The organism is Acidovorax sp. 94 (genome assembly GCF_003634645.1).
Classification (GTDB): Bacteria; Pseudomonadota; Gammaproteobacteria; order Burkholderiales; family Burkholderiaceae_C; genus Acidovorax; species Acidovorax facilis.
Genome location: NZ_RBJA01000001.1, coordinates 1,271,426 through 1,293,869 on the forward strand (window position 1 = coordinate 1,271,426; position 22,444 = coordinate 1,293,869).

The 22,444-nt window shown below is 63.5% G+C and carries 27 protein-coding genes and 1 pseudogene; 19 read left to right on the top strand and 9 right to left on the bottom strand.

The genetic code is table 11. From position 1 onward, the window contains the following. Positions 1-15 precede the first annotated feature (15 nt). Complete coding sequence (locus tag C8C94_RS26040) at positions 16-192, bottom strand: antitoxin VbhA family protein (RefSeq protein WP_370449765.1); 177 nt, start codon at positions 190-192, stop codon at positions 16-18. Between the two features lie 349 nt (positions 193-541). Continuing rightward, entirely contained in the window at positions 542-913 is a 372-nt protein-coding gene (locus C8C94_RS05970; RefSeq protein ID WP_121420076.1) for a hypothetical protein, read from the bottom strand. 78 nt (positions 914-991) lie between these two features. Between C8C94_RS05970 and C8C94_RS05975 the strand changes: the two genes are divergently transcribed. Continuing rightward, complete coding sequence (locus C8C94_RS05975) at positions 992-1,246, top strand: hypothetical protein (protein ID WP_147433237.1); 255 nt, start codon at positions 992-994, stop codon at positions 1,244-1,246. 46 nt (positions 1,247-1,292) lie between these two features. On the opposite strand, the gene C8C94_RS05980 is transcribed toward C8C94_RS05975, so the two are convergent. Then, positions 1,293-2,342: a DNA-binding protein gene (locus tag C8C94_RS05980; protein WP_121422725.1), complete on the bottom strand. Its 1,050-nt coding sequence runs from the start codon at positions 2,340-2,342 to the stop codon at positions 1,293-1,295. Between the two features lie 115 nt (positions 2,343-2,457). Between C8C94_RS05980 and C8C94_RS05985 the strand changes: the two genes are divergently transcribed. Beyond that, positions 2,458-3,627, top strand: a complete 1,170-nt coding sequence (locus tag C8C94_RS05985) for a tyrosine-type recombinase/integrase (RefSeq protein WP_121420077.1) — start codon at positions 2,458-2,460, stop codon at positions 3,625-3,627. A gap of 724 nt (positions 3,628-4,351) precedes the next feature. On the opposite strand, the gene C8C94_RS05990 is transcribed toward C8C94_RS05985, so the two are convergent. Continuing rightward, on the bottom strand, positions 4,352-5,281 hold the full coding sequence (locus tag C8C94_RS05990; protein WP_100174423.1) for a LysR family transcriptional regulator: 930 nt from the start codon (positions 5,279-5,281) through the stop codon (positions 4,352-4,354). 117 nt (positions 5,282-5,398) lie between these two features. Here C8C94_RS05990 and C8C94_RS05995 point away from each other — a divergent pair, with 117 nt between their 5' ends. From C8C94_RS05995 to C8C94_RS06045, 11 genes are all read left to right on the top strand, one after another. Next, positions 5,399-6,505: a YeiH family protein gene (locus tag C8C94_RS05995; RefSeq protein ID WP_100174373.1), complete on the top strand. Its 1,107-nt coding sequence runs from the start codon at positions 5,399-5,401 to the stop codon at positions 6,503-6,505. A gap of 161 nt (positions 6,506-6,666) precedes the next feature. Continuing rightward, positions 6,667-7,098, top strand: coding sequence for a nuclear transport factor 2 family protein (locus C8C94_RS06000; RefSeq protein ID WP_008904227.1), 432 nt, complete (start codon positions 6,667-6,669; stop codon positions 7,096-7,098). A 120-nt stretch (positions 7,099-7,218) separates the two neighbouring features. Next, positions 7,219-7,536 carry a hypothetical protein gene (locus C8C94_RS06005; RefSeq protein WP_231624607.1) on the top strand — a complete coding sequence of 106 codons (318 nt, stop codon included), beginning with the start codon at positions 7,219-7,221 and terminating at the stop codon, positions 7,534-7,536. A 46-nt stretch (positions 7,537-7,582) separates the two neighbouring features. Further along, on the top strand, positions 7,583-8,086 hold the full coding sequence (locus C8C94_RS06010; protein ID WP_008904230.1) for an RNA polymerase sigma factor: 504 nt from the start codon (positions 7,583-7,585) through the stop codon (positions 8,084-8,086). A gap of 19 nt (positions 8,087-8,105) precedes the next feature. Then, entirely contained in the window at positions 8,106-9,005 is a 900-nt protein-coding gene (locus C8C94_RS06015; RefSeq protein ID WP_087748580.1) for an anti-sigma factor, read from the top strand. A gap of 161 nt (positions 9,006-9,166) precedes the next feature. Then, on the top strand, positions 9,167-10,561 hold the full coding sequence (locus tag C8C94_RS06020; protein WP_062405660.1) for a YncE family protein: 1,395 nt from the start codon (positions 9,167-9,169) through the stop codon (positions 10,559-10,561). Further along, positions 10,558-10,917 carry a DUF305 domain-containing protein gene (locus C8C94_RS06025; protein ID WP_008904210.1) on the top strand — a complete coding sequence of 120 codons (360 nt, stop codon included), beginning with the start codon at positions 10,558-10,560 and terminating at the stop codon, positions 10,915-10,917. The genes C8C94_RS06020 and C8C94_RS06025 overlap by 4 nt, the downstream gene beginning before the upstream one ends. 70 nt (positions 10,918-10,987) lie before the next feature. Next, complete coding sequence (locus C8C94_RS06030) at positions 10,988-11,521, top strand: RNA polymerase sigma factor (RefSeq protein WP_050813810.1); 534 nt, start codon at positions 10,988-10,990, stop codon at positions 11,519-11,521. Further along, entirely contained in the window at positions 11,518-12,120 is a 603-nt protein-coding gene (locus C8C94_RS06035) for a hypothetical protein (protein WP_066787015.1), read from the top strand. The genes C8C94_RS06030 and C8C94_RS06035 overlap by 4 nt, the downstream gene beginning before the upstream one ends. An 85-nt stretch (positions 12,121-12,205) precedes the next feature. Then, a complete protein-coding gene (locus C8C94_RS06040; protein WP_121420078.1) occupies positions 12,206-13,438 on the top strand; it encodes a sulfite oxidase in 1,233 nt (410 codons plus the stop codon). Continuing rightward, a complete protein-coding gene (locus C8C94_RS06045; protein WP_008904214.1) occupies positions 13,435-13,782 on the top strand; it encodes a cytochrome c in 348 nt (115 codons plus the stop codon). Before C8C94_RS06040 ends, C8C94_RS06045 begins: the two co-directional genes overlap by 4 nt. A gap of 577 nt (positions 13,783-14,359) precedes the next feature. Here C8C94_RS06045 and C8C94_RS06050 read toward each other — a convergent pair. Both C8C94_RS06050 and C8C94_RS06055 read right to left on the bottom strand, forming a co-directional pair. Further along, positions 14,360-15,379, bottom strand: coding sequence for a tyrosine-type recombinase/integrase (locus C8C94_RS06050; RefSeq protein WP_121420079.1), 1,020 nt, complete (start codon positions 15,377-15,379; stop codon positions 14,360-14,362). Further along, positions 15,372-15,908 (bottom strand): tyrosine-type recombinase/integrase, encoded by a 537-nt coding sequence (locus tag C8C94_RS06055; protein ID WP_233573410.1) that lies wholly within the window; start codon positions 15,906-15,908, stop codon positions 15,372-15,374. Before C8C94_RS06055 ends, C8C94_RS06050 begins: the two co-directional genes overlap by 8 nt. Here C8C94_RS06055 and C8C94_RS06060 point away from each other — a divergent pair. Together C8C94_RS06060 and C8C94_RS25835 are read left to right on the top strand one after the other, a co-directional pair. After that, on the top strand, positions 15,907-17,445 hold the full coding sequence (locus C8C94_RS06060) for an IS3 family transposase (protein ID WP_121420080.1): 1,539 nt from the start codon (positions 15,907-15,909) through the stop codon (positions 17,443-17,445). The two genes, C8C94_RS06055 and C8C94_RS06060, sit on opposite strands and share 2 nt — an antisense overlap. 322 nt (positions 17,446-17,767) lie before the next feature. Then, the gene (locus tag C8C94_RS25835) at positions 17,768-18,022 is read left to right on the top strand and encodes a hypothetical protein (protein ID WP_233573411.1); all 255 of its coding nucleotides are present in this window, start codon (positions 17,768-17,770) and stop codon (positions 18,020-18,022) included. 27 nt (positions 18,023-18,049) lie between these two features. Here C8C94_RS25835 and C8C94_RS25430 read toward each other — a convergent pair whose 3' ends face one another. Then, positions 18,050-18,277, bottom strand: coding sequence for a hypothetical protein (locus C8C94_RS25430; protein ID WP_147433238.1), 228 nt, complete (start codon positions 18,275-18,277; stop codon positions 18,050-18,052). 274 nt (positions 18,278-18,551) lie between these two features. Beyond that, positions 18,552-19,574: an arsenic resistance protein gene (locus C8C94_RS06070; protein WP_121420081.1), complete on the bottom strand. Its 1,023-nt coding sequence runs from the start codon at positions 19,572-19,574 to the stop codon at positions 18,552-18,554. 58 nt (positions 19,575-19,632) lie between these two features. Here C8C94_RS06070 and C8C94_RS06075 point away from each other — a divergent pair. Together C8C94_RS06075 and C8C94_RS25605 are read left to right on the top strand one after the other, a co-directional pair. Then, positions 19,633-20,334 (top strand): annotated as a pseudogene (locus C8C94_RS06075) (EamA family transporter); the annotation flags it as partial. 287 nt (positions 20,335-20,621) lie between these two features. Further along, positions 20,622-20,765 carry a hypothetical protein gene (locus C8C94_RS25605; RefSeq protein WP_158603806.1) on the top strand — a complete coding sequence of 48 codons (144 nt, stop codon included), beginning with the start codon at positions 20,622-20,624 and terminating at the stop codon, positions 20,763-20,765. Between the two features lie 137 nt (positions 20,766-20,902). Here C8C94_RS25605 and cadR read toward each other — a convergent pair whose 3' ends face one another. Then, on the bottom strand, positions 20,903-21,328 hold the full coding sequence (cadR, locus tag C8C94_RS06085; RefSeq protein ID WP_121422727.1) for a Cd(II)/Pb(II)-responsive transcriptional regulator: 426 nt from the start codon (positions 21,326-21,328) through the stop codon (positions 20,903-20,905). 77 nt (positions 21,329-21,405) lie between these two features. Here cadR and C8C94_RS06090 point away from each other — a divergent pair, with 77 nt between their 5' ends. Next, entirely contained in the window at positions 21,406-22,062 is a 657-nt protein-coding gene (locus tag C8C94_RS06090; RefSeq protein WP_121420083.1) for a cation transporter, read from the top strand. After that, entirely contained in the window at positions 22,046-22,417 is a 372-nt protein-coding gene (locus tag C8C94_RS06095) for a DUF3703 domain-containing protein (RefSeq protein WP_121420084.1), read from the top strand. The genes C8C94_RS06090 and C8C94_RS06095 overlap by 17 nt, the downstream gene beginning before the upstream one ends. Positions 22,418-22,444: the final 27 nt, after the last annotated feature.

Below are 22,444 nucleotides of genomic sequence, written 5' to 3' on the forward strand. Positions count from 1 at the left end.
CGCCTGATCAGCGCTCTATGTCTTGGAAAGATCGCGCGGCTCTGATTCACTGCGATCGTGAGCCCTGGCCGCGCTGTCGCGAATGGCCTGGTCATACGTCATCGAGCCCTCAACCACCGCTGCGGTGTCCTCAAGAAATCGTGGCGTGGGTTCATGGCCCGAAATCCGCGTGTTTGCAAGGGCCTGGACCATTGCATCGCAGCGCTCATCCTTCGTGGTCACGGCAACACCTCAACCCCAACAGGACGCCAAGCCATCACCTCCCCACCGTGCAGCTTCGAATCGAATCGATCAAGCAGTTTCTCGAGCGAATGCTCCTCGATCCGTGGCCGGGCCGAGACGCCGCGAGCCCGCGGCCGCGAAGCAGGCCCAGGCACCTTCGGTTGACTTGCTTTCTTGGTCATGCCCACGATTTTCCTCCTGGAACGGGCCTCGATGCTAGGCGCGCTGTCATCGTGACTTGACTGGACATGATGCAGCCTCGGAGCGGGATGCCGTGGTCAGAGAAGGCCTTGCCTAGACAACTGCGCGAACTAGACCATCAGGATTGATCCCAGGCGTCGATGGTCAGTACCTGATCGGGCGGACAGGCTGCGATCTTGTCTGGATGGATGATCACGTTACCCTTCCAGTTCGCCGGCATGACGTAGTCGTCTCCAATGATCGGGGGACCTCGGTGAGCAGGCGGACCGCCGGCAAGCAGCGGCAGCACATCAACCGCTTTGGCGGTGTAGCGGTTCGGGTAGCCGCTGAAGGAGAGTTGGATCGCCGACCCCGCCTTCACGAGTTGATGCAGCCACTCGATGCCGCCGGGTCCGACCTCCCAGTTCGCGAGAACAGCCGCCCTTCGGTCCACCGCCTGGTCACACTCCTCGGGTGTCTGAGCTGCGACAACTATCCACCAGCCGATCATCGTTTGCTCCTTCGTTGCTGGCCAATCCCATGCACAACGAGCCTGAAGTGCCATGCTCGATTTGTCGCATGGCGCTCTGTGTCGGATGATCGCACTTCATCTTCAGGAGATATTCTCTTCACCATTCAAAAGCCATTGCCACCGCCCGCCGGCTACGCCAGTTGGCTCGACTACGCAGTCGAAGCGTTCAGCACCCGGCAGGCGTGGCTCGAAAGCCTCTGGGAAACCTGGGTCGACGACACCGCTGTCGAACTAGACCGCGAAGAGATCCGCGAGTCTGCGCGTCTGGAACTGCGCGCCCTGCGCAAGGCGGCCGGAGCTGCTGACCCATGAGTTGGGGACACGTGCCGCACACACCGCACACACCGCACTTACCGAGCTATCGAACCCTTCGCGCACCGGTCTTGGCGGCCTTTGAGGCTGGCACTTCTTGCGGCTGCGGCACCGGTTCCGGCGGCGAGAGCCGCTCCAGCAGCGCGCGAAGCGTCTGTGCTTCGGCTTTGAATTGCGTCGCTTCTTGCTGGGCCACCGCGAGCCGTTCGCGCGTCGCCTGAAGATCATCAACGAGACTGCGGTTGCTGGCTGTCAGTTCTCGTTGCGAATCCTCGGCCGCATCGGCCTTGATCTGCAGCCGCGTGACGGCATCGGCCTGAGCCAACATGCTCTCGCGATGGCGGCTTTCAGCCTGCGCCAATTGGCCGCGCAGCGCCTCGAGCTGCTTGTCGGCCTTGATCCGGGCCTGACGCTCCTGGTCGATGTCGAGCAGCGCGCGCCGCTCGGCGGCGTCCGAACGGCTGTTCGCGACCTCCACGGCCTCCCGTGCCTTGGCCAACTCGGCGCTGAAATCCACCCGCACTCGCTCCTGCTGATTGCGCGCCTCCTCAAGATGGCGCTGCAACTCCTGCAGCCTGGCCACGGTGCCGGCATGGGCGCGCCGCTCCGCCTCCAGGTCCGTTTGCCGTTGCTGGAGCGATTCCTGGGCCGCGGCGACCTGGTGACGCAGGGTCTCGGCGCTGGCCAGCGCCTCCGCCGCCGCCTGGCGAGCCCGGGCTTCCTCGCCCAGGGCCTGCTCGACCGCCGCTTGATCTTCCAGGCGCAGCGACGCGAGTTCGTGGCGAGCGGCGGCCGTGGCCTCTCGCCACAACGCGGCGATGGCTTCCGCGGCGCTCGCCTTGAGCTCCGACGGCAGATTCGGATGGTCGATTTCGACGCGCGCCTTGCTGCGCAGGTCCTCCCAGAACTTGGCCAGCGCCTCCGCCGGCGCGCTCATCGAGCCCTTGCGCACGAACTGGTACAGCTTGCTAGCGGTGGGGGTGATGCCATAGCGAAAGAACAGCAACGCGCAAACCTCGCGATAGAGGTCTTTCGTTTCTCTAAATCGCCCCCGGAGGGTTTCAATGTCGCTCTGGAGTTCAATTTCGGTATTCATGAATAAATAATACAACGTAATACGTTGAATTTGTTGAATTAACCTACCATCTATGGACATAAGTCTTCTAATGTCTATAGCATTGCAGAATGTCCGGATTCCCCCGTAGCTCGCCATGACCGACCTGGTCACCCTGGATCGCGTGGTGGTCGCCGCCCATCTCGATGGCCGCGAGGGTCGCAATCGCGCCGCCACGCCGGGCCAACTGGCAGCGGCCGACGATCGCGCCGCCGTTCTGGCCTGGCTGGCGCGCTACACGGACTCGCCCGCCACGCTGGCCAGCTACCGCAAGGAGGCTGAACGGCTCATGCTGTGGTGCACGCTGCAGCGCGGCGTGGCCCTGTCAGACCTCACGCACGAGGACTTGCTGCTCTACCAGCGCTTCCTGGCCGATCCGCAACCGGCCGAGCGCTGGGTCATGGCGCCCGGGCAAAAGCCCGGCCGCAATTCCCCGCAATGGCGCCCGTTCGCCGGCCCGCTCGCCGCGTCCAGCCAGCGCCAGGCGCTGTCGATCTTGAACGCCATGCTGTCCTGGCTGGTGGAGGCCGGCTACCTTGCCGGCAACCCCCTGGCCCTGAGCCGCCGAAAGAGGCGGCTGTCCGCGCCGCGGGTGAGCCGCTTTCTGCCCATGGAGCAATGGGAGGTGGTCAAGAGCGCCGTGCAGGCCTTGCCCACAGTGCCCGAACGCGCCAGGCAGCATGCCTCCCGTAGCCGCTGGCTGGTCTCGTTGCTGTACATCGGGGGCTTGCGAGTCTCCGAGATCTGCGCAGCGACCATGGGCGCGTTCTTCAGCCAACGTGCCTCCGACGGGCGCGAGCGCTGGTGGCTGGAAGTGCTGGGAAAGGGAGGCAAGACTCGCCTGGTGCCGGCCACCGGCGAGCTGATGACGGAACTCATGCGCTACCGCAGGAGCCAGGGCCTGAGCCCACTGCCCGTGGAGGGCGACGGCATGCCGCTGGTGATCCCTCTGATCGGGCCGCACAAGCCCATGGCGCGCAGCGCCCTGCACGAAGTGCTCAAAGAGATCTTTCGGGCCAGCGCGGCGCGCCTGCGCGCGCAAGGCCCCGAGTTCGAAGCCGCAGCAGCCCACCTCGAAGCCGCCTCTGCCCACTGGGTGCGCCACACCGCCGGCAGTCACCTGAGCGAAAAGGCGGACCTGAAGGTGGTGCGCGACAACCTGGGGCATGCCAACATCAGCACCACCAGCATCTACTTGCATGCTGAGGACGACGCGCGGCACGATGCCACCTCTGCCGTGCATCACGTCGGCTGGCGCACGCCGTGATGCTCCGGCCATGAAAGTTCAACCGGTTGAATTTCTGCCGGATGACCGAGTCTCCAAAGACCGGAATGGGTAAGAAGGCGGACCTACACCATCGGTCCGCGAACTGATCTTGACGGCCAGTTGCTGTCATTCAGCGCGTCAGCGCGAGGGACAGCTTCAGACTGATTGCTGCCACTTAGGTTCGACGGCAGAGTCCATGGGCGCCACCGCAAGCGGTCGCTCACCGGTCAGGATCTCAAGCGACCGATCGATTACCTGTACCGGTCGTTCGGCACTGTAGCGAAGTGCAAAGTTCTGGAATGGCCCTTTGCGTCACGGACGAAACGGTGTTCTGGACCCTGGGCAGGCCTTCTTCAAGCGCCAGCAGGGAGGGCGAATCACTTCTTTTGGTCCTTCAGTGTCCGTAGCGCAATACCCGCCACCCGGGTTCCCAGTGCTCCTCAAAGTGCGTGATAGACGGGCAATAGTTCACTTTGACCTGATGCTGTTGCAACATTCTGATCATTGCTCTCGCCGCAAATAAAGAAGGAGACAAGGGGTGGCCGTTGGATCGCAATGCCCAAGACATCGCGTGCGGTATGTGGATATGCGGCAGTCTTGACCTCGCCATCCGCATCCGGCATTTGTGCAGGTGAGCCTGCCGTGAATCTCGTTGAAGGTGCGTGGATAAGCTTTGAGCGCCGACTGGCGAGCTGCTCAGGCCTGACCTCGATGGAGTCACATTTCATGGCGCCGTTTTCTCGGCGCCAGATACCTGGTCGACAAATGCCAGCAGCGAAGCGGTGGGCTGTTTGTCGCGATGCACGACCAGGTGAGATTGTCGGAGCTGCCGCGGCAAGGTCGTGGCGATGCGGCACAGGCGGCCGGCCTCCAAAGCGTCGCTCACGACCCACGACGAAAGGCAGGCCACCCCCATACCCGCCTCGGCCGCATGTTTGATCGCCTCCGAACTTCCCAGCTCGATGCTTCGACGGTAGGAGCGCAAGTGGGGCAGCAGACTTTGGTCGGTGGCCTCGCGCGTTCCCGAGCCCAACTCACGCACCAGCCAGACCCCTTCACGCAGTGTCCGCATTGGCACCCGCTCGCCGGCCAGGCTCATTCGTGCCCACGCGCTGTCGGGCGATGTAACGACCACCATCTCGTCCTGGTGCCATGGCGTGACGGCCAGCGCCGCTTGGTGGCAAGGCCCTTCGATCAGGCCCACGTCCAGTTCAAACGCAGCGACCGCGTCACAGATGGCCGCCGTGTTTCCGATCACGACCTTTGAGCGCCAGGCACTGGCATGGCCCGGTTGCGCTGCGACAAAACGGGCCAGCAGCCTGGGCAGCACATAGTTGCCGATGGTGGTGCTGGCGCCGATGCGCAGCGACTGCGCCTGGGCGCTGCCATCGCGGGACATCAACTCGATGCCGGCGGCACCGTCCAGCAGCGCCAGGGCCCGCGGCAGTAACGCACGGCCGTTGTCGTTGAGCAGCAGGCGCTTGCCCGCGCGGTCGAACAGGCGCAGCGACAGCAGCCGCTCAAGTTCATTCACGGCCGAGCTGGTGGCCGACTGCGACAGCGCGATCTCGGCGCTGGCTGCCGTGGTAGTGCCGCTGCGCGCAACCGCCACGAAGATCTGCAGCTGTCGCAGCGTGAGGCGAAGGGTATTCATGGCGGATTTGTTTGCAAAGCGATCAGATGGGTACATCTTAGCGATACAACCCGTTTGACGGGTCATCTATGAAGCCGGAAGCTTCGTCCTCATGAACTTCAACCGGAGGCAAGCAGCATGACCATCAACGTACTTCCTGAGCCACGCACATCGGCCTCTGCATCGGCTTTCGCACGCATGCTCCCCGGCCTGGCCCTGAGCGGCGCCTTGGCTGCCACCGGTATCGCGCTGGGCCGCATCGCCTGGCTGCAGGACCATGGCTTCAGTGCGCTGACGCTGGCCATCGTGCTGGGCATGATCGTGGGCAACACGGTTTACCCGTGGGCCCCGCGCTGGGCGGTAGCCAGCGGCGCCGGCGTCAACTTCTCCAAGCAGAACCTGCTTCGCCTGGGCGTGGTGCTGTACGGCCTGCGGCTCACCGTGCAGGACATTGACCATGTTGGCATAGCTGGTGTCGCCATCGACACAATGATATTGGGCTCGACCTTCGCACTGGCCTGCCTCATCGGCACGCGCTGGCTGGGCCTGGAGCGCAAGACGGCGATGCTGATCGGCGCTGGCAGTGCCATCTGCGGCGCTGCTGCGGTGATGGCCGCCGAGCCGGTGGTCAAGGCGCGCGCCGAGCAGGTCACGGTGGCGGTGGCCACGGTGGTGGTGTTCGGCACGCTGGCGATCTTCCTGTACCCGGCGCTGTTCGAGCTGAACCGGCACTGGGCGCTGATCCCCGGCGGCGCCAACGGGTTCGGCATCTACGTCGGATCGACCATCCACGAGGTGGCCCAGGTGGTGGCCGCAGCACGTTCGGTGGGCCCGGACGCAGCCAACTCGGCCGTCATCGCGAAGATGGTTCGAGTAATGATGCTGGCGCCGTTCCTGGTGATGCTGTCGGCTTGGCTGGCGCGCGACAGCACCCTGCAAGCCCTGGTGGAGGCAGAGCATGCTCACGCCAAGGGTCAACTCGCTGTGCCCTGGTTCGCCTTCGGCTTCGTCGCGGTTGTGTTGCTCAATTCGCTGCAATGGCTGCCGGCGTCGGTGGTGGCAGTGACGATCGAGATTGACACCGCGCTGCTGGCGATGGCGATGGCTGCGCTCGGCCTGGCCACGCACATCGGCGCCATTCGCAAGGCCGGGGCCAAGCCGCTGCTGCTGGCGTTGATCTTGTTCGGCTGGCTCATCGTCGGAGGCGCGCTCATCAACCGCTGGGTGCCGGCCCTGCTGGGCTGAAGCCTCGAATTCACGGCCCAGGGCCCTGACCCTAAATTTCTTTGCACGCTCTGGAATAGACCGCATGCCGACGCCGTCTGCTCTTTTGTCGGGACCTATCGGACCCTTCGTCCAGCACTCACCCCCCTTCACTTCACACCAACCCTTCATCGGAGCCCACAATGTTCAAGACTTTCGCTTTTGCCGCCACCGCCCTGACGCTCGCCTCCGGCAGCGCCTTCGCCGCCCCCAGCGACGACGCCCGCACGCACTTCCAGGCCATCGCCTCGGGCGACACCCAGATCGTCATGCGTGCCTATGCCGACCAGGCCCAGCTGAACTGGGTAGGCGGCCCACTCGACGGCACCTATGCCACCACCGATGCCATTCGCGGCACCTGGGAGAAGTTCGGCAAGGCCGTCGGCCCACTGAAGCTCACAGTCGGCCAGATTGAAGAATCGGCCAACCCCAAGGGCGCCACCGTCTCGGCCAACGTCGTCTTCGAAGGCAAGATGCCCATCAAGGTGCGCTACGTGCTGACGTTCCGTGAAGGCAAGATCGTCAGTGAAACCTGGCAGATCGACCCCAAGCTGGCGGTGGCTGCGGCTTACTGAACGGCACGCAGCGTGGCTACTCTCCACCAGACCCTAAAGGACAACCCCATGAAGCACCTTTCGACTCTGGCCGCGCTGCTGATCACAGCGGCTTCCTTCGCGGCACCACTCACCGGCGCTATGGCTGCCGACGCGCCGGCCAAGCTCGCCAACGGCGCGCTGGTCGACGCCAAGGGCATGACGCTCTACACCTTCGACAAGGACGTGGCAGGCAGCGGCAAGAGCACCTGCAACGGCGGCTGCGCCGCGCTGTGGCCGCCCGCGATGGCCGCCGCCAGCGACCAACCCGCCGGTGCATACACGATCGTCATGCGCGACGACGGTGCGCGCCAGTGGGCCTACAAGGGCAAGCCGGTGTACACCTACCAGGCCGACCAGAAGCCCGGCGACCGCGCCGGCGACAACTTCAAAGACGTCTGGCACATCATCAAGGAATGACATTTGCTGTCGACTTCCGTCCAGACCCTCAGGCCACGACCCCCCGATGCAAGACGACGCAAGCCTGCTGAGCTGGGTGCCGCGCCTGCGCCGCTATTCGCGCGCACTGGTGAACAACCGTGACGACGCCGACGATTTGGTGCAGGACACGCTGGAGCGGGCCTGGGCCAAGTCGAACCTGTGGGGCGGCGTGGCCGACATGCGCGCCTGGCTCTTCAGCATCATGCACAACCTGCACGTCGATGGCGTGCGCCGTCCCAGGCTGCACACCGTGACCATGGACGACGACACGCCCGAAGTGCCGGTGGCGCCGACACAAACCGACAGGCTGGCTGTACTGGATCTGCAGGCTGCACTGGACTTGCTGCCCGTCGAGCAGAAGGAAGTGCTTCTTCTGGTGACGCTGGAAGACATGGCCTATGCCGATGTGGCGCAGGCCCTGGGTATCCCCATCGGCACCGTGATGTCGCGCCTGTCGCGAGGCCGTGAGCGCCTGCGCGGCCTGATGGAAGGCCGCGCAGAACCGGTGCGGCTGAAAGTCGTCAAATGAATGTATTGCGAAGCAACCCATGAATACCGACCGTCCGCCACCGTCCATTCCCCCGGTCACCGAGGCCGACCTGCATGCGTTCGTTGATGGCCGCCTGCCCGCTGAGCGCCAGGTCGAGATCGCCGCTTATCTGGCCGCACGCCCTGAAGACGCGCAGCGCTTGGAGGCCTACCGGGCGCATAAGCGCGAACTGCACGCCTTGTTCGATCCCGTGCTGGATGAACAGCCGCCGCAGCGCCTGCTGAAATCGGCGCGCCCGCGCGCCGTGCCGCAGACGCCTTGGTACCTCCAGCGCCTGGCCGCTGGGATCGCCATCGCCGTCATCAGCGGCGCCACAGGCTGGGGCTTGCGGGGCGGCCTGCCCGCGGGGGGCGACGATGCCGGCCGCATGGCCGCCGCGGCACCCGCCGAGCGCGGCCTGACGCTGGCGTCAGCGGGCGGCTTCGCGCAGCGCGCGGCGGTGGCTCACGCGGTATACAGTCCCGACCCGCGCCGCCCGGTCGAGGTGGACGCGGCGCACGAAGACCAGCTCGTGGCCTGGCTGTCCAAGCGCATGGGCGCGCCGATGAAGCCGCCGTACCTGCAGGCCCAGGGCTATACGCTGGAAGGCGGGCGCCTGTTGCCGGGCGGCCAGGGGCCGGTGGCGCAGTTCATGTACCGCAACGAGCTCGGCAGCAAACTGACGCTGTACGTATCCAACGATGTCGCCGACGTGGGCAGTGCCGCGGGGCCGGACAAGGCACTGCAGGCCAGCGTGAAGAACACAGACACGGCCTTCCGCTTCGCACGCGAAGGTGTGGTCAATGTCTTCTACTGGGTCGACGGTCCCTTCGGCTACGCCCTGTCGTCCGACGCCGACCGCAGCGTGCTGGCGCAGGTGTCGGCCGAGGTCTATCGGCATCTTGGCACCCCGCGCTGAAGGCCAGGGCGGCGTCGGCGCGACGCGCTGTCGGCATGCCCAGGGAATGAAACGGCCCGAGCCGCGCTCTTGACCTGAAGCAAGCGCTGGGCAGTGGTTCATCGGCGGCTCCCGGCCCACGACCCAAGCGATCACTCTCCACACCAACTCAGAAAGCACACATGACCACCCAACGCCGCGACATTCTCAAGTACACCCTGGCCGCCGCGGCAGCCAGCGCGCTGCCCGCAGCACATGCCCAGGCCCCGTCCGGCGCTTCAGCGGGAGCCGCAGCCACCGGCATCGACCCGCGCGACCGCGTCTTCATCACCAATGAAGACTCCAACACGCTGGTCGTCATCGATCCGAAGACGAACACCGTCGAGAGCACGATCAACCTGACCAGCTTCGACGAAGACCCGCGGCCTCCATTTCGCTACGTCACCGCCGGCGTGGCGCCGACACACGCGGCGATGATCCACAAGCCGCTGTACCACGGCTGCATCGACGCCCACGGCGCGGTGCCGTCGCCCGACGGCCGGCTGCTGGCCACCAGCGGGCGCGGCTCCAGCAACATTTATCTGATCGACGCCGAGCAGCGCCGCGTGATCGGCAACACACCCAACCCTGCGTCTGGGCCCACCACCAACCCCGAGCGCCTGAGTAGTGGCCTGCTGCTGGGCCGCGAACCGCACGAGCCCACTTTCACGCGCAACGGCCGCGAGCTGTGGGTCACGCTGCGCGGTGAAGACCGTATTGCCATCGTCGGCGTCGATCGTGCCGTTCGCCAGCTCAAGGGGGCCGACAGCCCGGGCTCCAGCGCGGTTCGCCAATACCTGCCCACACTGAGCGGCCCGGCGCAGGTGTGGTTCAACCGTGAGGGTACGTTGGCCTTTGTGGCCAGCCAGAAGGTGTCGAAGATCGACGTGTTCCGCGTCAACCCCGGCGCGGATGGCCACAGCCAACCGCAGCGGCTGACCACGCTGGACATCAGCGCACAGGACAAACCCGGCTTCACGCCCTTCATGAAGACCACACCCGACGGTGCCGAGGTGTGGTTCTCGCACAAGCTGGCTGATGCGGTGTCTTGCCGCTCGACGCAGGGTGGCTTCGACCTGATCGACACCGTGCCACTCGGCATGGGCGCTCGGCCCAACCACGTTGAGTTCGTGCGCAATGCGCGCGGCAGCGTGGTCTATGCCAGCCTGGCGCGCATCGACGATGGTGGCCCCGGCGGCGTGGCGTCGAGCCCGATCGCCATCATCGACCGCAGCGCTCCGGGCGGACAGCGCAAGGTGGTGGGCACCTTCTCCAGCCGTGGCCGCGAGTCGCACGGGTTGTGGACCAACCCCGAGAACACGCTGCTGTATGTGGCCCACGAACAGGACGAGCTGCCCGGCACGCCCAACGCGGGCCAGACCGTGTGCAGTGCATTTGATGTGAGCGACCCGCTGCGCCCGACCTTCATTGCGCAGATCCCCCTGGGCAATCTGACGCTGCCCTCTGGCGCGCTGCGCAACAAAAAGAGCATCAACCTCGTCTACGTGCGTGTGGGCGAGAAGGGCCAGACGGCATGAGCGGCGCGCACACCAGCCACGGCGCCAGCGCCGCGCACACCAGCGCATTCCAGCGGGATATGGACGAATCGATGGCCCGCATGATGCAGGCCATGCACAGCCCGGGCTACGCAGGCCAGGCCGACCAGGACTTTCTGGCGATGATGATTCCGCACCACGCCGGCGCTGTGGACATGGCGCGGCTGGTGTTGCAGCATGGGCGCGATCCTGTCACCCGGCAGTTGGCCGAGGAAATCATTGCCGGGCAGACGGTGGAGATCCAGAGCATGCAACGCCGACTGCACACCCTGCAGCAGCGCACAGCCAAAGGTGCGGAAGCGGAATTTCCGTCGCTGGGTGGGACGCGGGGGCCTTGATCGACAGCCCTAGGGAAAGTACCAATGAGCGCCACGGAATGAACCAAGCCATGCAGCGCTCTTGATCACCATGCTGTTCCAGTCTGCCGAGTCCCGCTATAACCAATGGGTGCGTGAGCACTACCGTTTTTTGCTGCGCAGTGCGTGGGCGCTCACTGGTTCGCGCGCCATTGCCGAAGACGTGGTGCAAGACTGTTTTGCCAACGCCTGGAAGCACCGGGAGCAACTGCGCGACGCTGCGCTGGCACGGGCTTGGCTCTTTCAGATCATGCGCCGCGCCGCCTTTCGCCAGGCCGCACCCAGCATGCAGTCGCTGGACGATGAAGAGCAGCCCGAGCAAGCGGCGCCCGACGCGGGGCTGGACGACAAACTCGATGTCGTCAAGGCGCTCGCGCGCCTGGCGCCCATCCACCGCGAGGTGCTGGTGCTGTTTTATTTCGACGACATGCCCACCGCCCAGATGGCCGAGGCGCTGGAGATCGCGCCCGGCACGGTGTTGTCGCGCCTAGCCCGTGCGCGCGACGCTTTGAAGCTGGCCATGGGGGTACCTGCGACACCCAAGGCCGATGTCAACGTTACCCCGTTTCGCAGGACCAAGACATGAGCCCCGATACCGACGCGCCTTTCCTGCCCGACAGCGAATTCGATTTGCGCGCGCGCGCCGAGTTGGCGATCGCCTTCGAGGCCAGCGACGCACCGGCACACCTGTACCGAAAGCCGCAGCCGCTGCTGGCGCGACGCGGCTTGCAGCGTTTTCTGGCTGCGCTTTTGCTGGCCGGTGGCACCAGCGGCGGGGTGCTCGCCGTGCGACCGCCAGCGATGGTGCGCGACGCGATCGACCACGAATACCACGAGCGCAGCTTGCGGGGCAGTTTCATGGAGCAGCGCCAGTTGCTCATGCACCTGGGCATGCGGGACGCCAACGTGGTGCCCGGGTTTCCCCAACTCATGCGGCCATGCGATATCGAAGGTCACCTCGCTTACCACCTCACCACGTTCTTCGAGAAGGGCGGCATGGTGACGGTGTATGCCTTTGACCAGTCTGTGGACCTGCGCGAGGCCAGCGGCTGGTGGAGCAACGTGCACTGGAAGGTGATCCGCTCGCGCGAGGGCAAGCCCTTGTTGCTGGTGGCCCAGAAAAAGAAGGCACTGGCGGTCGCGCAGACGGCACTGCAGGCACCTCCCGTGTCCGGGCCAGGCTGAGGCACCGCGTCCCTGTCAACGAATCAACCGCTCACCCCTTTCACCCCAACCGGCGCACGACGCCCAACCACCGGAGACCCCAGAAATGAACCAACAACCCACCTCGCTCCCCCGGCGCCACCTGCTGGCCGGCAGCGGCGCTGCTTTGGCTGCCGTTGGTCTGGCCAGCTTTGGCCGCACCGCAGCCGCTGCTGGTGAGACCGCGCCCGTCGCCTTGGCCGGTGCTGCCAAGCCTCTGCCAGCGTACGTGGGCTGGAAGGACCCGGCCAGCCTGATCGTGCACAGCAGCACCACCATTGAGACCAAGCGCAGTGTGTTCGGCACCAGCGTAATCACGCCGTCCGAGCAGCTCTACATCCGCAACAACCTGCCCGCGCCCGACGCCTCGATCCTGGGCAACCGCGATGCCTGGGAGATCAACATCGAGGGGGTGAAGAACCCGCGCAAACTCACGCTGGGCGACCTCAAGCGCATAGGCATCGAGACCACGGCGATGGTGTTGCAATGCTCTGGCAACGGACGCGGCTACTTCCCCAACAAGCCCAGTGGAACGCCTTGGCAAGTGGGCGCAGCAGGCTGTGTGGTGTGGAGCGGTGTGCCGGTGCGCTGGGTGGTGGATGCCCTGGGCGGCGTGGAGGCCGGCATGGCCTACCTCACCGGCACAGGCGGCGAAAAACTCCCCGATGGACTGGACCCCAAGAGCGTGATCGTGGAACGCTCGGTGCCTGCTGCCGCACTCGCCGATGCCCTGCTGGCCTGGGAAATGAACGGTGTGCCGATTTCGCTGGCCCACGGCGGCCCACTGCGCTTGATCGTGCCGGGTTACACGGGCGTGAACAACATCAAGTACGTCAAACGCCTGGCCTTCACCGCTCAGGAGACCGGCGCACGCATCATGTCGCACGGCTACCGCATTTCACCGCCCGGCGCGAAGGGCGACCCGTCGCAGCCATCGGTGCAGGAAATGACGGTGAAGTCGTGGATCAACGGTCCCGGCACGGACGGCGCCCCGCTTAAAGCGGGTGACACACAGATCCATGGCGTGGCGTTTGGCGGCATGAACGCGGTGGCCAAGGTCGAGGTTTCTCTGGACGGCGGAAAAACCTGGCAGCTCGCGCGCATGGTGGGGCCCGACCTCGGCCGCTTTGCGTGGCGGCAGTTTGTTTTTGCGGCGCGCCTGCCGGCGGGCCAGTTCACCCTGGCGAGCCGAGCCACCGACACCGCAGGCAACGTGCAGCCCGAACAACGCATGGAAAACGCGGGCGGCTACAACAACACCAGCTGGGCCGACCACGCCGTGAAAGTGAGCGTGGCATGAAGCGCACAATCCAAAAACACGCGTTGGTCGCTGCCCTGTGGTCGTTGGCATTCACAGTGCTGCCCGTGCACGCCGCCGACGATGCCGCGCAACTTCAACAAGGCAAGGTGTTGTTCGGCCAAGGCGCGGTGCCTGCCTGCGCCCTGTGCCATGCGCTCAAGGACGCGGGAGCCGAAGGCGCCGTGGGCCCCAGCCTGGACGAGCTCAAGCCCGATGCCAAGCGCGTGGCCACCGCGCTGCGCAACGGCATTGGGCAGATGCCGTCCTACAACGGCAAACTCAGTGATGCGCAAATTGCCGCCCTGGCGGCCTACGTGGCCAAGGCTTCGGGTGGATCAAAGTGATGGCTGGTTGGCCACAGCGCTGTTGCGCCAACTGACAAAAAGGACGGGATCACCTGCAAACAGCGATCCCGACTGAGTGGCTGACCCAGGGCGGGTCAGCCACTCACCATCACTTGCCTGGTTTGATGTCGGGGACCACCATCCAGCCAGCCCCCATCATCACAACCGCCGGGAACTTCTCGCCGGCCTAAGTCTTGCCCAGCATGGCCTTGTGCTCGCGGTAAGCCATCAACGCTGGCGACACGCCCAGGTGATTGATCGCACCATGCTTGATGCTGCTGCAGTCTTGCTCGTCGAGCTTGCAGATCTCTGCACGCTGTTGTCAACTCTCTAGCAATGTCAACTGCGCGCCTGAAACCTGTCTCTGCGCATTACCACGATGCATGAATAGGAGTGATCGCAATCCGGCACGCCAAGGGCATTCACGTTGAAAACTCGAACGGCAGCAACCGCTGCTTATGGAGAGTTCTCCATAAGCAGCGTTATGCACAGCACGCAGTTATGCACAGTTAGTCCGGCAGCGCGGCGTCGCTGCCCTCGCAAGAGGGCTGCGGTCGCGTCTTTGAACTGCACGTAATCACAAGGTCTTGAGGAACTTCAACAGATCGTCGTCTGCCCGGAACCGCTGTGGGACCACATTGGGATCCTGAAGCCTGGCCAGTGCCTTTTCCTTCATGGCGAGATCGGCCTCTACATACTGGTGTGTCGTCGCCGGACTCTCGTGTCCAAGCCACAGTGCGATCACGGTGACGTCCACGCCCGACTGCAGAAGGTGCATGGCCGTCGAATGCCTCAGGCAGTGCGGAGAGATCGTTCTCCCGTCCAGGCTCGGCGTCGTGAGCGCCGCGGTCTTGACGGCCAATGCCAGGCGCTGCGTCACGTTGGACCGCGTCATCGCCTGTCCGCCACGGTTTGGCAGCAGCGCCGACGTGGAAGTCAGGTCCGGGTTGAACTTCAGCCAGGCGCGGATCACCTTGACCGTCGATCGCCAGAGCGGCACCGACCGCTGCTTGCGTCCCTTGCCATGCAGATGCACACAGGCGGCGGGTGCCAGCACGACGTCGCCCACTTTTACGCCGATTGCCTCCGACACGCGGGCACCGGTGTTGTACAGCAGGGCCAGCAGCAGCTTGTCTCGCTGGCCCACCCAATCCGCTCCTGGCGCGCCGATCACGGCCAGCATCTCCTCGCGTGTCAGGAACTCGAACATCGGCCGCTCGAAGCGCTTCATCGGCACGCCGAGCGCATGCTCGACGACGTGAAGTGCCGTCACGTCTCGCCGGGCCGCGAACTTCAGGAACGAGCGCAGCGCGGCCAGTCGCGCATTGCGGCTGCGAACGGTGTTGTGCCGATCGCGTTCGAGATGATCGAGGAAGTCCAGGATCAGCGCGGGCGTCAGGTCGGCGAGCGACAGCGTCGTGGGCGTCTTGTGCAGTTGCGCCTGGGCGAAGTCCAGGAACAGCACGAACGCGTCCCGATAGGCCGCAACGGTCTGCGGGCTCAACGCGCGCTGCTGCGTCAGGTGCTCGGCGAAGAAGAACTGGACCAGCGCCGCGAAGCTTGGCGCAGCTGGCTTGCGGTGTTCAGCGCTACTCATCGTCGTTCTCCGCGATGTCGGCGAAGTGTTCGAATCGAGCGCCGGCCAACGCCATCAACTCCGGCACGCCGCTCAGGTACCAGTACGTGCTGGAGATATTGATGTGGCCCATGTACGTGGACAGGGCCAGCATTCGTTGGTCAAGGTTCGCTCCCTGCTGGTGCCACAGGATCATCCGTCTCACGGCGAAGCTATGGCGCAGGTCATGCACCCGCGGTCGGCCATGGCCGCCGCGATCGATCCAACCCAATTGCTCGCGCAGCTGACAGAACACTCGATGCACCTGCCGATCTCCCAGCGGTTCACCCCGGTGCACGCCACGCGAGCCCACGAAGAATGTCATCTGCGGCTTCGCAGGCACGTACTGGCGGCGCAGGGCTCGGTAGGCGGCCAGCGGGCCGATCACGCTGGGGTGCAGCGGCACCATGCGGGACTTGCCAAACTTGGTCTGCTGTATGTGTTGATTTCCACGCAAAGCTGACCCACCGGGGGTGCGGACGAAAACTTGGACTACCAGGAGGTAGTTCATGTATTCCTACGAAGATCGAATTCGAGCAGTTGAGCTCTATATCAAGCTGGGCAAACGCGTCAGGCCTACCATCAGGCAGCTGGGCTACCCCACCAAGAATGCATTGAAGGGCTGGTACCTTGAGTATCAGCAGCGCCATGACCTTCCGGTCGGCTACACGCGCCGTGAACAGAAGTTCTCGCAGGTCCAGAAGGCTGCAGCCATCGAGCACTACATCACCCATGATCGATGCATCGCGGCAACCATGAGGGCGCTGGGCTACCCCGGTCGTGGGACGCTTACCAAGTGGGTGCGTGAAGCATTCCCGGAGGCCAGGAGGGCTGTCGTTGGCAGTGTGGGCCAACGAAGGTATCCCGAGTCCTTGAAGCAAGCGGGAGTGATGGAGCTTTGCACTCGGCAGGAAAGTGCACAGGCTGTTGCCGACAAGCTCGGCGTGTGCCGGCCAACGTTGTACAACTGGAAGAACCAGCTTCTGGGACGTGAGGCACCCGCATCCATGAAACACACCCACCAATCCCCGCAGGCGCGAGAGCGTGAAGAGCTTGAACGCCAGGTTGAGATACTTCGCCGTGAAGTCAGGCAACTGCGCCTTGAGCAGGACCTCTTGAACAAGGCCAATGAACTGCTAAAAAAAGGCCTGGGCGTCGATCTGCAGCTCCTGTCCAACCGGGAGAAGACACTGCTGATTGACGCCCTCAAGGAGCACTATGGCTTACCAGAACTCCTTGAACAGTTGGGTCTTGCGCGCAGCTCGTACTTCTACCATCGGGCCCGCACAGCGGTCGGCGACAAGTACCTGGGGGTGCGCCAGTCCATCATTGAGATCTTTGAGTCGAACCACCGCTGCTACGGATACCGCAGGCTGCAAGCCTCTCTAGCAAGAGAGCAAGGCCCAATCTCCGAGAAGGTGGTGCAGCGGCTGATGAAGCAAGAGAGCTTGGTCGTTGCAAAGCCCAAGAGGCGGCGATATGCGTCGTACCTCGGCGAGATCAGCCCGGCACCAGAGAACATCATCAACCGTGACTTCCAGGCTGCAGCGCCCAACGAGAAATGGCTGACGGACATCACGGAGTTCCAGATCCCAGCAGGCAAGGTCTACCTGTCGCCGATCATCGACTGCTTCGACGGCATGGTGGTTAGTTGGACCATTGGCACAAGTCCGGACGCTGAATTGGTCAACACCATGCTGGATGCGGCTATTGAGACAGTGGCGGAGACCACCGATAGGCCGATAGTTCACTCCGATCGCGGTGGCCACTACCGATGGCCAGGCTGGCTATCGAGAATGAGTGAAGCGAACCTTACCCGTTCGATGTCCCGCAAGGCCTGCTCGCCTGACAACGCGGCTTGCGAGGGGTTCTTCGGTCGCCTCAAGAACGAACTGTTCTATCCTCGCGACTGGAAGAGCATCACCATTGAGCAGTTCATTGAGGTGGTCGATGACTACATCCGCTGGTACAACGAGAAGCGGATCAAGATCTCCTTGGGGGCCCTCAGCCCGATCGAATACCGGGTGAGCCTTGGACTTGCGGCATAAAACCAGTCCAAGTTTTTATCCGCACCCCCTCCCGGGGGTTAGTGGGTCACTTCTGCGTGGAAATCAACACTCTGTGCTGGCCACTGGCCTGCTGGCGGGTTGTGCTACCCGTACTGGGGCGGATTCCTCCGTCGAAGCGCCATACTGCTACAAAACCAGTAAGGGTCGAGCAATCGCGTGCACTCGGGTACCCGCCCCCAGCCTGAATGCCGACGCGCAGGCGAAGCGCTTTACTCCTGATCCGAATGCGTTCACCGTCTACGTCGTACGGCGCAACTGGGGAGATGGCGGGCACTTTGTGAAAATCAGCGCGGATAACGCAATGGCCGCCGAGACCCTCCCCAACACGATGGTGCGCTTCAAGTTGAAGCCGGGAACGCATACGTTCACTTTGGATTTCGAAGGAGAGCGTCAAGTCGCAACCGTCGACGGCAAGGCTGGCGACCTACGATTTCTGCGTATCGATGGAACAGTTTGGGCGTGGAAGAGCACGTTTGTATGGGCGACTGACGGCGAAGACGCTATTCGGGATCGGGCTTACAAGGCTCGCCTGGTCTCCGACCTGACGGTTAGGTGACATCGGGGGTGCAGACAAAAAATTGCACTACAGGAAGATATTTCCCAACGCAGTGCCTTTTAGAATATTTTGCACAACTGGCTGCGCAACGAGCACGGTTTGTTGGACGTCTTCCCGGCTGACGGTGCCGCCCACGTGAGATGGCACGAAAGCGACACTTTCTTCATGGATAGGGCTGGTGTGAAACGCAGTCGAAGCGAAAGACGCCGTAGCAGAGGCTAAGCTGCATGCGACAAGGGCGAAACGAGCTTTCATGGGATCTCCTTGAGCACTGAACTCCCAGGAGGGGATTCAGGAGGCACAACCTTCTTGCACCTCGGAGACAAGTCTAAAAATCCGGCCCCCACGTGCCGGTGACCGCTGCATTACAGTTTTGACAGCACTGTGTCTAAGTGCAGTGCAGTCAAAAGCAGAGGCCATGCGCTGACGAGCCTCAGTTCGGCTTTGGACGGACAGGCTGCTGCCAGCCCAGGTTGTAGGGCAAAGGCATCCGCATCCGCATGGGCCTACTTCCGGTTGGGGGCCGCCATCACGGTGCTGGCTTTGATCGGCGCTCTGGTGGCGCTGGCGATGCGGCAGTCGTTTCGATGGCTGCAGTCTTGTGCCCCCAGGCCGGTATCAGCCGTACGTAGACAAGTTCGCCCAACAACTCCACCAGTGTCTGCGTGACGATGACCGCCGGCAGGATCGGTATTGCACCAGGCACCGCCAATGCGAGCGGAAGCACCACCAGGGAGTTGCGGGTGCTGGCGCTGAAGGCTACCGCGCGACCGGCTTCAGGGGACAGTTTGAAGGCCCGCGCTACCAACCAGCTAATCACCGGCGCAAGGATCGCAAACGCGATGTAGACAGGCACAACGGCAAGCGCAGACGCGGTCGCTGGTCCCAGTTGCGGAACGACAGCCGTGATCACGATGAACAACACAAGCGCGGTCGATGGGACGGGCAGCAGACCAAGAAGCGCAGAGGCGCGCGCCCCGCGTTCGCTTTTGACTGCCCACATCTGGGTCACACCAGCCAGCACCAGCGGAACAGCAATCAGCCACAGGAACGCGTGGATGAAAGGACCCGCCTTGACGAGGCGCGCAGCGTCTTCACCCAGGAACAAGCCCAAGTACCCGGGCAGCAGAATCATCTGCGCGATGAGCAAGGTGGGTGTCGCAGCCAGCAGCAGGCGTGAATCGGCTCGGCCCAGATGGGCAAACGTCACCACGTAGTCGATGCACGGCGTGAGCAGCACCAGCAGCACGCCCAGCCGAAGCATAGGATCGGCCGGCAGGAACTGGACCAGCCCTGCGACCAGCATCGGGATGACGACGAAATTGGCGACCAGCAGTGCGCCAAGAAACCGCACCTGGCCAAACGCGCGCCGCAGCTCTGCGACCGGGACCTGCAGGAAGGTGACGTACAGCATCATTGCCAGGGCCGGGTTGATGGCACCTTCGAGCACTGCCGTGCCGGGAATCACCAAGGCGACGACCGTGGCAACGACCACTGCGACCAAGTAGATCGAAATCTGGTGCCTCTCAAGGGCATCTCTGGTGTTCTGCATACGCAATGGTTATCGGGTCAAGGTTGGCAAAGGTGACAGCTGCAGGACAGGCGTTCGCACAGCGGCCGTAGTATCGCAATGCTGGGCAAAACCTTTCTGCCGCCGGGTATGGTGCGCAATGCTCTTGCTGCTGGCCGGTGGTGTTGCGCTGGTAGTGGACCAAGGCCAAGCCGGCGGCAACCAGCTATGGGGTTTGTTGGCCCTGCTGTTGGCCACCGTCGCTTGGGGCGCGGACAACACGCTTTTCCGCTCGCTGGCCGAACGAGACCCCGGCCAGGTGGTTCTGGGCAAGGCCTTGCTCGGAGCGAGTGCGACCACAATCTTGGCACTGGCCTTCGGTGATCCCCTGCCATCCCTTAGCGCTGCGCAGGCCTTGCTGGCCGTCGGCGCCACCGGCTACGGGCTGAGTCTGCGGTTCTACCTACTCGCGCAGCGGGCCTTCGGTGCAGCGCGCACGGGATCAGTGTTTGCATTTGCGCCTTTTATTGGGGCGGCTCTGGCCATTGCACTGGGCGACCGCAGCGGCAGCAGGGCTATGGCGGCGGGCGGAGCGCTTATGGCGCTGGGCGTGGTGCTGCACCTGGCCGAGTCGCACGGCCACGAACACCAGCACGAGGCCGTGACGCACGAACACGCGCACAGCCATGATGATGGGCACCACAACCACAACCACACCCACGCGCAAATGCCTGCCGGCACACACAACCATCAGCACCTGCACCCCCATGTTCCCGATGTGCATCACCGACACGAGCATTGACCAAATGAGCAGGCAGAGATCCATCTGTCGATGCGCGGCCCAATTGGAATAGTTCAGGTAGTAGGTTACCTTGATTGAAATCGTCCAAAGAGGTTAAGTTGAAGTCCAGGTGGCGGTGCAACTCAGTGAGCATGCCGAGCACGGCGCACTTTCGGTGATTCATTGGCGCAGTGACATCGAAACGCCGCGAGGACCACCTTTGGCGATTCGCCCTCGGCCGCAGCAGAGCGCTGCTTTGCTGAGAGAGGCGGGTTTTGATGCATAAAGGCCAGTGTATTTAGGCCCCTATGCACCGTACCACTTCGGGCTCATCGCTCAACGCCCTGTACATGGAAGCGCATCCAAGCGCCGTCGTGATTGGAGTGATTGCAGTTGTTCAGGGCTGCATCATGACCTTGGTTGAACGCGAGCGGATCAGCGCCAGATTGTGAAGATGCGATCTTGGTGTCAAGCCGCGGTCCGAATCCTCCGACGTCAGCTCAGCCTAAGAGCTTGGCAGTCGCGGCTCTGGCGCTGTTATTGCCCAAGCCGATGCTGCGTATGTGCTCCGGCCCCGTAAAAACTACCGTCAGCGTGGGTGGCAGACGCACGACTCCTCGTGTGCAGCGGACACCAGTTCGTCAAGAATCCCGCAGTGCTCGCCCTCGCCACTGCCCGAGCAGCGTGAGCGAAGCTGTAGCAACTGCTTCTCTAGCGCCCGCATGCTCTTGAGCCTGGCGCGTACGCGGGCCAGTTGATCGTCCACAAGAACGTCCACATCGCCGCAGTGCGCGTCGGGCTTGTCCAAAAAACCCAGCAGTCGATTCACATCTGCTAACGGCATGTCCAGGGCACGGCAGTGGCGGATGAAAGACAGGCGCTGCACGTGCTCCGCTTCATAACTTCGGTAGCCGTTGTCACGCCTCGGGGGGGCGGGCAGCAGCCCCTGCTTTTCGTAGTAGCGGATGGTTTCGATATCCACGCCCGTTGCAAGCGCCAATTCTTTGATCTGCATACAACACCCGCTGGTAAGTAGAGCTTGACACTGTAGCGGCTCCAGGGTTTTCAATACAAGCATTCAAAGGAAAATCTATGTCCGCTCATTGCTGCGACCACAATGCGCCCAAGCCAGAGACCATCGTCAATCTACCCCGGTACCGCAAGATCCTATGGGTTGCGCTACTCGTCAATACTGCTATGTTTCTCATTGAGATCGGCGCGGGTGTTCACGCGGGCTCTCTATCGTTGTTAGCCGACGCGGTGGACTTTGCTGGCGATGCGCTCAACTATGCCGTCTCGCTCGCCGTGCTGGCATCGGCGCTGGCCTGGCGGGCTCGCGCCGCTTTGGCCAAGGCAGTGAGCATGATGGGTTTTGGCCTCTACGTGCTGGGCGCGGCGGTGTGGTCTGTATGGCACGGTGGAGTGCCGCAGTCCATGACCATGGGCATGGTGGCGTTGCTGGCGCTGCTGGCCAACGTGGTCGTGGCGTGGATGCTTTACGCCTTTCGCGAGGGCGACGCCAACATGCGGAGCGTGTGGCTGTGCTCGCGCAACGATGCCATCGGCAACGTTGCGGTCTTTATGGCGGCTCTGGGCGTATTCGGCACCGGATCGGCTTGGCCCGATCTGGTGGTGGCGAGCCTGATGGCGGCGCTGGCGTTGCATGGCGGCTGGGCGGTGATGCGACAGGCTCGAGTGGAGCTCGGTCAAAGCAAATTGCAAGGAGATCGACATGTCCACATCAATTGAGCCATCGGGCAACAGCCAATTTGACGGCGCCGCGTACGCCAAGTTGGTTCAGGGCGCGAAAGCCGCATCCTCGGCAGAGCAGGCCTGGCTTTACCTGGAGGCAGCCCACATCGTGGGGCAACTGCACCTCAAATCTCACCTGCAGACCCACGCAGAGATGTGTAACTTAGCAGTGCGAACTGGAGATTGGCCAGAGGTGGCAGGGCAGTTGCTCAGGCTGGCGTTGGTGCCACTGGGCCACCTAAGCGGCCGCCTCCCAGTAGGCAACCCTGGGCGGGCTACGGTGAGCGCGTTCGAGCCCTTGCCTGTGCGCCCCGAGTTGGCTGAGTTGATAACCAAAGCTCGCAATCAGTAAACCCCCGGTCGGCGAATTTCTTAGTCG